General features: G+C 43.1%; 8 protein-coding genes. 3 read left to right on the plus strand and 5 right to left on the minus strand.

Annotated elements, in window-relative coordinates; genetic code table 11:
* Positions 1-158: 158 nt before the first annotated feature.
* Together ABMY45_RS08065 and ABMY45_RS08070 are read left to right on the plus strand one after the other, a co-directional pair.
* Complete coding sequence (locus ABMY45_RS08065) at positions 159-1,763, plus strand: isocitrate lyase (RefSeq protein WP_174169147.1); 1,605 nt, start codon at positions 159-161, stop codon at positions 1,761-1,763.
* A 488-nt stretch (positions 1,764-2,251) separates the two neighbouring features.
* Entirely contained in the window at positions 2,252-4,300 is a 2,049-nt protein-coding gene (locus tag ABMY45_RS08070) for an ATP-binding protein (RefSeq protein ID WP_174169148.1), read from the plus strand.
* A gap of 49 nt (positions 4,301-4,349) precedes the next feature.
* Here the strand turns inward: ABMY45_RS08070 and ABMY45_RS08075 are convergent, their stop codons facing one another.
* Positions 4,350-6,893 (minus strand): TonB-dependent receptor, encoded by a 2,544-nt coding sequence (locus tag ABMY45_RS08075; RefSeq protein WP_174169149.1) that lies wholly within the window; start codon positions 6,891-6,893, stop codon positions 4,350-4,352.
* A 356-nt stretch (positions 6,894-7,249) separates the two neighbouring features.
* Here ABMY45_RS08075 and ABMY45_RS08080 point away from each other — a divergent pair, with 356 nt between their 5' ends.
* Positions 7,250-7,735, plus strand: a complete 486-nt coding sequence (locus ABMY45_RS08080; RefSeq protein ID WP_174169150.1) for a hypothetical protein — start codon at positions 7,250-7,252, stop codon at positions 7,733-7,735.
* A 75-nt stretch (positions 7,736-7,810) separates the two neighbouring features.
* Here ABMY45_RS08080 and rmuC read toward each other — a convergent pair whose 3' ends face one another.
* From rmuC to ABMY45_RS08100, 4 genes are all read right to left on the minus strand, one after another.
* Positions 7,811-9,292, minus strand: a complete 1,482-nt coding sequence (gene rmuC, locus ABMY45_RS08085) for a DNA recombination protein RmuC (protein WP_174169151.1) — start codon at positions 9,290-9,292, stop codon at positions 7,811-7,813.
* Positions 9,293-9,354: 62 nt separating this feature from the next.
* Positions 9,355-10,041, minus strand: coding sequence for a response regulator (locus ABMY45_RS08090; protein WP_174169152.1), 687 nt, complete (start codon positions 10,039-10,041; stop codon positions 9,355-9,357).
* A gap of 5 nt (positions 10,042-10,046) precedes the next feature.
* Positions 10,047-10,250, minus strand: coding sequence for a hypothetical protein (locus tag ABMY45_RS08095; protein ID WP_010376203.1), 204 nt, complete (start codon positions 10,248-10,250; stop codon positions 10,047-10,049).
* An 18-nt stretch (positions 10,251-10,268) separates the two neighbouring features.
* Positions 10,269-10,490, minus strand: coding sequence for a hypothetical protein (locus tag ABMY45_RS08100; RefSeq protein ID WP_081489954.1), 222 nt, complete (start codon positions 10,488-10,490; stop codon positions 10,269-10,271).
* Positions 10,491-10,567: the final 77 nt, after the last annotated feature.

Consider the following 10,567-nt stretch of genomic DNA (forward strand, 5'->3'; position numbering starts at 1 on the left):
AATATACTCGTAATAATAACTATAAATTTAAAAAATCTAATTTATCGGCCTAGTGTTTAATTAAGCCCGCAGCCAACCACTCTCACACCGGTTGGTTTCGTGTAACAAACAACCAGAATTTAATTTGATTTATAGTACCCGTTCAAAGGAAGCTAATTATGTCTCAGTATCAAACTCAGTTAGATCATTTCTCTAGTCTATGCCAAAGCCAAGGAAAAACTTGGCAGTCTATCAGTCCTGAGTATGCCAGCCGTATGCACCTACAAAACCGTTTTAAAACCGGTTTGGACATTGCAAAATACACGGCAAAAGTGATGCGTGAAGACATGGCAGCGTACGACGCAGATAGCAGCCAATACACGCAATCGCTTGGTTGTTGGCACGGTTTTACCGCGCAACAAATGATGATGGCAGTGAAGCGTCACAATAAAACCACAAAACGCTCTTACGTCTACCTAAGTGGCTGGATGGTTGCTGCGCTGCGCTCAGAGTTTGGCCCACTACCAGACCAAAGTATGCATGAAAAAACAGCGGTTCCAGCTTTGATTGAAGAGATCTACACTTTCCTCAAGCAAGCCGATGCGCGAGAGCTAGATCATCTCTACAAAGATCTTGATGCAGCGAGAGCAAAAGGCCAAGACACAACTGAAATCCTTAACAAAATCGATAACTTCGAAACCCATGTAGTGCCTATCATTGCTGATATTGATGCCGGTTTTGGTAACGAAGAGGCGACCTACCTTTTAGCTAAACAAATGATTGAAGCGGGCGCTTGTGCAATTCAAATCGAAAACCAAGTATCGGACGCAAAACAGTGTGGCCACCAAGCAGGTAAAGTAACGGTTCCTCATGAAGACTTTTTAGCCAAGATTAACGCTGTACGATATGCTTTCCTTGAGCTTGGTGTTGAAGATGGCGTTATCGTCGCTCGCACTGACTCATTGGGTGCAAGTTTGACGCAAAAAGTGCCAGTATCAAAAGCGCCAGGCGACCTTGCGAGCCAATACACTAGCTATTTAGACACTACGCCAGTTACCTCGGCCGCTGACTTACAAGAAGGTGAGATGGCAATTAAATTGAGTGGCGAACTGCAAAAGCCAGTTCGCTTAGACAACGGTCTATACCAGTTCAGAGCAGGCACAGAAAAAGATCGTGTGGTACTAGACTGTGTAACCAGTCTTCAATCAGGCGCAGATCTATTGTGGATTGAAACCGAAAAGCCAAATATCGAGCAAATTGCCGAGCTAGTTAACCGAGTTCGCGAACAAGTGCCTAACGCTAAGCTTGTATACAACAACTCGCCATCGTTCAACTGGACATTAAAATTCCGTGAACAGGTATACCAACAATGGCAGGAGCAAGGTAAAGACTTATCGGCATACCCAAATCCAAGCGCGGATGCAAAAGTATTGATGGCGCCAGAGTTAGACGCAACCGAGTTGGCAACCGAAGCCGATTTACTGGTGCAAAACTTCCAGCGTGACTCGGCAAGAGAAGCGGGAATTTTCCATCACCTTATTACACTGCCAACTTACCATACAGCAGCGCTCAGCACTGATATTCTGGCTGAAGGCTATTTTGGTGACGCGGGTATGCTTGCCTATGTGCGCGATGTGCAACGACAAGAAATCCGTCGCGAACAAGCATCAGTTAAACACCAAGACTTGGCGGGCTCTAATATCGGTGACACGCACAAAGAGTATTTCTCTGGTGAGAACGCACTCAAAGCAGGCGGTGAAGCCAACACCATGAACCAGTTCTAAACACTGGATTTAGATAACGACTTATATAGTTCCTTAATCAGCAAGGGCCGTCAGGCCCTTTTATCTATTGTGGATCAGATTTTTACTAGCCACTGGTAACTGAGATCACGTATTTACCAACGCCAGTTATTCAGATCATATTTTTACTAACCTAGACCTATTTGAGATCAGAATTTTATTAACTCAATACCTAACGATCCCGATCTTTACAGTAAAGATCTAAGATCCAGACAAAAAAGAGCGCATTTGTGACTTTTTTCACTTTCACAAACCAAAATTTTACTAACTAAACCAGCGACAGGTCACATTTTTACTAACTTACTTAGTAAAATTTTGTTCTGAGTTTATTTTGACTAAAAATAAAAATATGACTAACCTCAGATTTATAAGCACTTCATTCTGCTGTAAACCCCCTTTACACTTTCCATATTTACCCCACTTTTCCATGTAAAACTATAAAACTGATTACAGTACATTGAAGTTGATACATGACCCCCATTAAGAACTTAATAAAAGCAGTAGCACTGCTTACAGCGATGCATTGCCAGGCCGGGAATACAGTTATCAAGGAAATAGAAGATTTAGAAAAGGCAGGAAAATACACCGAAGCCTTAGTTAAAATTGAAACGGCCAGCGTCAGTGAAGAAGAAGAAACGCGATATCAAGCGATTTATTTGCAGGCCATGATTTATCGAAAGCAAGACTTATATGAGAAATCAATATCTACTCTTAGCTATATCGAAAAGCAGTTTTTCCTTACCGAAGCGCGCAAGTATGATTTATACAGAGAGATAGGCATTAACTATCGTAACTTAAGCCAGCTTGAGCAGGCCGAGTCTTTTTACTTAAAAGCGCTCGCTTCAGCCGAGGCAATGGATAAATCAAATTTAGTGGCGCAAACCTATAATAATCTAGGTGTTGTTGCCGACCATAGAAATCTGCTTGCGCAATCTATGCAATATCACTTAAAAGCCTATGAATTACTAAAAGGAACTGATCAGTACGAAAAGCAAGGGGCTAACTTTTATAATCTCGGTGATATTTCTGTGCGTATGGGGGATGAGGAAAATGCAGAGTATTTCTTTCAACAAGCTCTCGTTGCAGATAAAGCTTCAAAAGAATTACGCAACGTCGCAGGCACGGCCCTTCGCTTGGGAGAGCTGAAGTTTAAGAACGGTAAAACGGACGAAGCATTAGCGCAAACAAAAGAGGCCATTGAATTTCTAAAAGAACTCAATGCTAGGGTTTCACTCGCTAGGGCATATCGAAACTCCGCATTGATCCATATAGCCAAGGCAGACTTAGACAATGCCCTGTCGGATGCACTTGCAGGCATTGAATATGCCACTCAAACTAGTTCAACACTGCAACAATTTTACGCCTACCTGACGGAGTTAGAAGTTAGGCTAAAACGTAAAGAATTAGCCAAAGCAAAAACACTACTCACCAAGCTGGACGCCCTAACCGAAATAGAAACGGCAGAGGTGCTGCTCGAAAAATATCATCGCCTTAAAGCGATAACGCTTGCTGCACATCATGAATACGCCCAAGCTTTTCAATTTATGAAGTCGACTTCAAAGCTACAGACTCAACTTCATGAAACATTACTAGAAAAACAAGTAAGTACCTATAAAGCCAGTATTGACGCGCTTATTCAATCTCAACAACTGGAGCAAGCACGCTCTGCACAAGCCATAACCGAGGTTAACTTACAAAACGCCAAGCTATCCACACAAATGTGGGTGATCACTGCAATCTCGACCTTTTTAGCTGGATTATTTCTAGTCGGATTTTTTGTCGTCAAGCATAGAAATGCGGCGCTAAAAGCAAAAATGTATCAATTGAATATTGAGCATAAAGATAAAATGCTGGCCGATATTTCCCACGAGTTACGCACGCCACTCAGTGTCTTAAAACTCCATATAGAAGCGATGGAACACAATCTTATTGATGACAGCACACTTGCGTATGCCAAGATCAACAACAAGATAAATCAGCTAAATGAATTGATCTCGAACGTATATCAATTGTCTCAAGCAGATCATGACGCGCTAGTGATCCATCCCCAGCAGCATGGCGCGAAAACGGTTATCCAAAGCTATGTGTACGATATTGAAAGATTAGTAACAAGTAATCAGCTGCAATTTATCGCCGACATTCACGTCGATGATATGAGTATTTACATTGATAAACCAAAGCTAGATAGGGTTATCGATAATCTTGCTAAGAATGCATGTTTATACACAGATAAACCCGGCAAGGTAAGGTTTAAAGCTGTGGTCAATAAACAAGAACTATTCCTACAAGTAGATGATAGCTCACCAGGCGTATCTGAGGCCGAGCAGAACAAACTGTTTGAACGCTTGTACCGTGTCGAGGCATCGAGAAGTCGTGCAACAGGAGGCTCAGGTCTTGGCTTATCTATTTGTAAGAGCTTAATTGAAGCGATGAATGGAAAAATCACAGTGAAGTCAGGGAAGTATGGCGGTTTGTGTATTCAGATAAACTTACCTCACGCGGTAGATGTGCCAGCATAAAGTACAAAAGGCCAAGCAGATGCTTGGCCTTTTGTCTTTCTGAGCTTGCTTAGAAACGGTAGCTGATATTGCCATACACAAAACGACCATCGGTGTTATATGCCGAGAACGCAGAGTAAGGGAAGATCTGGTTAAACGTTGTATAACCAATATTACTAACAGTATCTTGAGGATATTGATCAAATAAATTGTTAGCGCCTACAGCAAACTTCCAGTTGTCACCTAGGTTATAAGCCACTTCTAAATCAGTGATCCATTTAGCGTCTAATACTTCATCGCCTTCTACTGCGCTAGAAGAGTCCACCGTTTCACCATAGCGTGTGGCACGTAATGTCGTCTGCCAATCGCCAAATTGCCAAATTGCAGCTAAGTTCCACTTATCTTTTGGTGTTCCATCTTCAAATCGTGCAATTTCACGACGAGCAAAGTACTCATAGCTGTCACCAAGGGCTTCAAGCTCAGCAGGATTTGCTTTTACATGCGTCACTTCAGTGTCATTGATGTTTACCGCGGCACTTAAACGCAGATTACCGTAGTCGGCAAGATCAAAACTGTACGTTGCTACGATATCCACACCTTGAGTGCGCGAGTCGATAGCATTAGTGAAGTACCTTACACTTTGCGTATTAAGCTCACCCGCTTGCTGCAAAATATTAATGACCTCAGGACCGCCCAAGTTCTCAGAAAGGACGATGCGATCGTCGATGTCAATTCGATAGGCATCCACAGTAAATGAGAACGCGTCTAGTGTGTAGACAAAGCCCGCCGTCATATTGACCGACTCTTCCGGTTCAAGCTCTCGAGCACCCAGCGCTTTTGCAGCTGGCGTATCAACAGGGAAGTGGCCAACTTCACTCGGTACGCCATTTTCAAATACCGTAGCAATTGATTTATAGGACGTTTGAGCCAATGAAGGCGCTCTAAAACCTGTGCTTACTGCACCACGTAGTGAAAAGTTATCCGACACCACATAGCGCGATGCCAGTTTACTGGTGAAAGTGCTGCCAAAATCACTGTAATCTTCAAAACGACCCGCCAAGACGACATTCCAGTCCTGCGTTAAGTAGGTATCAAACTCTGCGAATAAAGCGATGTTATGACGAGATTCATCGACAGCACTTGCTGGTGAGAAACCAGCGAGCACCTGCGCACCACCAGCTGCAACGGGATTGCCTTCTGCATCAAGCACGGTGAGGTAAGACGCTTCTTCACCGACTTCAATTTCATAGGTTTCGCGGCGATATTCTGCACCAATCGTGAAAAATACGTCATCCGGTAAGCCCAAATCCAATGCCGTTTTAGCATCAGCATTCACAAGCCACTGTGAATAGACTAAAGCGCCGTTATTAAACTCAGTCGGACTTGTTACCCCCATCGAAGTATTCAAACTATTTACGACACCCAAAGCGAAGTCATTCACACCATAGTTTGTACTGATATCGTAATCCCACTCACCTTGAGTGCCTTTTACACCAACCGCAAAAGAGTAATCATCTACATCGCTGACGATTTGAGGCAAGAAACCATCTGGGTATACCGCAGTTAAGTTGCGGCTGTCATTTGCGCGACGATAGAAACCACCGGAGTTACCTTCACGTGTTGAGTAGCTACCAAATGAATAAAGTTCGGTTTCCGCATCTAGGTTGTAACCCGCATTATAAAATAGTGCAAAGTCTTCCACTTCAGCTTTACCAAAACGGTGGTTGTAGCGATCGAATGAAAACTCTCTTGAGTCAAGTTGACCATTTTCATCACGAGTATATTGCTCTCTTGGATCAAAGCCTGAACGATTAGTCGGTTTTTTATCTCTATATTCGGCAGACAGATTAATAAAACCTTCATTACCTAAAGCAAAACCAACGTTGGCACCAATTGTTGTAGTACCGCCATCATTGCGCTTGCGGTCATCTCCAAGCACAAAATCTAAATCGCCCGCAGCGTTTGCACGGGTTTGTAATAAGTCAGGGACACCTGCCATCTGTGTATCGTGCTCACCATAGGTCACACTAATACTGCCGCCTTCTTCGGCATCTTTAAGCACAATATTAATAACGCCAGCAATGGCATCTGAGCCGTATTGAGCAGCAGCGCCATCACGCAGTACTTCTATACGCTTAATCGCGGCAGCTGGGATAGTATTTAAATCAACCGCCGTTGAACCACGACCAACGGTACCATTTAAATTCAATAATGCGCCAGCATGACGACGCTTACCATTAACCAGCACTAAGGTGTGATCCGGTGCTAAACCTCTAAGCACTGCCGGACGGGCGTGATCCGTACTATCCGCCAGCGTTGAATTTGGGAAGTTAAAACTTGGCACGAGCGTAGTGAGTACTTGGCTCAGCTCCAGCTGACCGGTACTTTGCATATCTTCTAAAGAAATCACATCTACCGGCACCGTGCTCTCGGCAATACTACGAAGACTTCTTCGCGTACCAGTGATTTCGATGACTTCAACACTTTCTTTGGCTTCAGTGTTGTTACTTTCTGCTTGCGCATGAATTGAAATAGTTGAAAGAAGCGCAGCACCGACAGCCAACGAGATTGGCTTGCGAACAGCGTTTTCCAGCTTGTTATTAATAAATTGCATAGTTTGTCCCGTGAATATGTTGAACGCAGAGTCTGTAAAAGACCGATTATTACTTAATTTAGTCGATATGAAGATAAATCAAGACTGAATAGGTACCCAAGTAAATAACACAAATTCGGTACGACACCCATTAGACTTAAGACTAAAATGTTGGTACTTACTAATTCAATACCACCCTAAGATTAAGCAACTCTCATCAGAAAAGATGCGAATTTTAGAATTATTCTTTCATCGACAATAAAGAATTTTTAGATCTAACTTATACCTCATAAGGGCACTGGTCTGATGTTTACTCACTCCATCTTTACTCCACATTGAAGCGCTTAAATACCAATATGCAGAAACGGAGAGTACCAATGACACAACGGACGCTAAAACATGCTGAATGGTTGAAAATTGTTGAATCTAGAGCGAACCAGCAGCAACTTCAAATAAAGCCAAAAAATAAACTATCACCAGCTGTGATTTGGACTTTTGTACTAGCCACTATTATTTCACTGATAAGTGCATGGGCATTTGTTACCGAAACGCCTGAGGCACCCACTCAGCAGCTTAGTAAAGAATCCCAAATGCGTATCAACCGCTACTTTACCAAACAGTATATGGTTGGAAGCTGGCAGTTCTCACATTTAAAAACCAGTAAAGATGACATCAATGTGTTTATCCGTATCCCGACTAAATTAACATTAACGGGACAGGCACTGAAGGGTTATATCGAGCAGTCACTATGCCCACCGGCCAATAGCAATGTTTGGCGTGATGTCAGCCAGTTTGCGCTTTATATGCACTTGTATTCGGATACGCCACGCCACAGTGACTATGCCAAGTGCAAGACACCTTAATCATTTCAGGTTAAATTCTTTTATCTTTCGTTCAAAGGCCCAATGGGCCTTTTTTGTTTTTTTGGATTTCAAGCGTTATTTCGAGCTATCGTGGTTGCCAAGCTGACTTACCGGCTCGAGCTCAAGTTTAGCTTTTTCTTCGAGTTCTTCGGGTAGCTCCTTGACTACGGCAACGCCTAGTTCTTTAAATTCAGAAGCTTGCTTAATTAAGTTGCCTTTACCCATATATAACTGAGAAAACGCTCGCTCGTAGCTCTCTTTTGCTTTATCAAGCTGTTTACCCACCCCTTCCATACTATGTAGGAAGCTATTGAGCTTGTTATAAAACTTCTCAGCTCGAAGCGCCAGCTCTCTGGTATGCTTGCTTTGCTCTTCAAAACGCCATAACTGTTTAACGATATTAAGACTGGTTAAAAGCGTTGTTGGCGTTGCCACCAATACATTGTTTTGTAAAGCGTCCTGATAAAGCGTTGGCTTATGCTTAACCGCCTCAACAAATGCAGATTCCACAGGGATAAACATGATGACCACCTCTGGGGAGTTAAGACCTGGTAAGCGCTCATAAGATTTACTACCCAACTCTTTGATCCGTGCAGTGATGGCTTCGGTGTGTGCCACAATGGCTTGATTCGCTTCACTATCGGTTGTGGCATTAATATACCTTGTATAGGCATTCAATGAGGTTTTAGCGTCAATTACCAGGTGACGAGATTGCGGTAAGTAAACCACGACGTCAGGGCGAAACTTGCCTTCGTCGGTATTAAAGTTGACTTCTCGCTGATAGTCGTAACCCGGACGTAGCCCAGCGCTATCTAGCACATTTTCGAGCATGAGTTCGCCCCAGTTGCCTTGTGCTTTCTTTTGCCCTTGTAACGCCGTGGTCAAACGATCTGCTTGCTCGGTCATGGCTTTATTGTTGGCTTGTAAGTGCAGCAATTCGGTTTTTAATGACGCCCGTTGCTTCAGCTCTTCACTATGAATGGCTTCCATTTTATCTCTAAAGCCCTTTAATTCACCTTGTACTGGCTGCAGCAACTGCTGGATTTTTTCTTTGCTTTGATGACTAAAGCGCTCGCTTTTCTCATCAAATATTTGATTCGCGAGATTGTGAAACTCTTCTTTCAGCTGGACCTTCGCTTGCTCAAGCTGCGCGAGCTGCTGCTCAAAGCTCAGTTGCTTTTGCTCCAGCAAGGTTTGCAGATTGGCCATTTCAACTTCTAGCTCATGAGCATGCACTTGAATTTCTTCCTTGGCATCGAGCTCTCGCTGCCACAGCTGCTGATATTCAGCGGCTTGCCGTTGACGCTCAGCTAATCTCGCTTGCAATTGCTGCTGTTGGCCATGACTTTGTAGTTGCTGTGCTCTTAATTGCTCAGTGAGTTGCTCAGCTTGGCTTAGTTGCGACCTAAGTGCTTGCTCGGAGGCGAGTTGATTATTGAGTTGATTCTTGAAAGTGCTGCGCATAACCCAAACGACGGGGAGTAGGGTAGCCGCACCGCCTGCAAATAGCGCAAGACTATACCATGCAGGCGTATTGGAGAGCATTGACCAAAGCATATTGAGATCTCATCGGTTCTTCTGCTTTGATAATACCTTAGATATAAATTTCAATCACTTAGTCATTCAGTGATCTGTTGACCATTGTAGCGATATCCGGCGCCATATACCGACTCTACAATTTTCGGAGATAAATCTAATCCTTTGATTTTCTTTCTGATATTTTTAATGTGGCTGTCGATTACGCGATCCGAAATATCAAAGTTATCCGGCTGAATATAATCAAGAATTTGCTGTCTTGAAAAGACACGGTTTGGTGCGTCATATAAAAGCGCAAAGACGTCAAACTCAACTTTGGTTAAGCCTAATGTACTGCCATTCAGTTTAACCGTTAATTCTTCCCGATTTACTTCGATAGGCTTTTGATACGCATTGGTATTCACACAACGACGTAAGATCGCTTTCATGCGCATCACTAATTCAGCGGCGCTAAAAGGTTTACATACATAATCATCTGCGCCGACTTCTAAGCCCTTTAAACGGTCTGCTTCTGCCACTTTGGCAGTCAGCATCACAATTGGTACTTCAGAAAATGCTCGAATTTGACGCATACACTCTACGCCATCTTGGTTCGGCAACATGATATCCATCAAGATTGCATCTGGTTGATTTAACTTTACCCAAGGTACAACTTCGGCACCGTCTGCAATATGAAACATTTCAAAACCGGATGCTCTAAAAAACAACAGCACCTGCTCTGCAATATCTTGGTCGTCTTCGACAAGCAAAATTCTTGATGAGGTAGACATAGGATTTATTTACTCTTTGCTTTTAACTTCTTCAATTGTTGTCTAACTTGGCGCTTTAACTTATCTGAAAGCGTGTCATCGAACAGTAACATGGTAAGTATACTAGACAAGTCTTCTGAACTCGCAACTTCATTAAGTAGATCATAGTCAGATTCTGATTGCGTCTCAATAAAGTTTAAGTGTGAAATTGTCGCGTCGTAGCAAAGCATAACGTTATCCTAATTGGTCTATGGCGTTTCTCCGTTGTAGTTATTAAAGCGCGAGATTATGGAATAAAAATGGAGTGAAAGATGTTTTAGGGCCTGTTGACCTTTGCTGTTTGATTTTTGTTCTTCTGAGTGTGTTTTGATCGCGACGCTCGACTTGCCGCCTAGTAATCTAGGCAAAAGTTGAGCAACAATGAACAAAGCGCACTCAGGTGAACCCAAAGGGCAGCGCTTGATTGGCATTTCTACTATGTTATCGCCAGACTTACATAGAATGACTATGCTACGCAGGCTCTGCCTTGTATAAACACCAGTCAAAC

It is taken from the genome of Pseudoalteromonas sp. XMcav11-Q, from assembly GCF_040104525.1.
Taxonomy (GTDB): Bacteria; Pseudomonadota; Gammaproteobacteria; order Enterobacterales; family Alteromonadaceae; genus Pseudoalteromonas.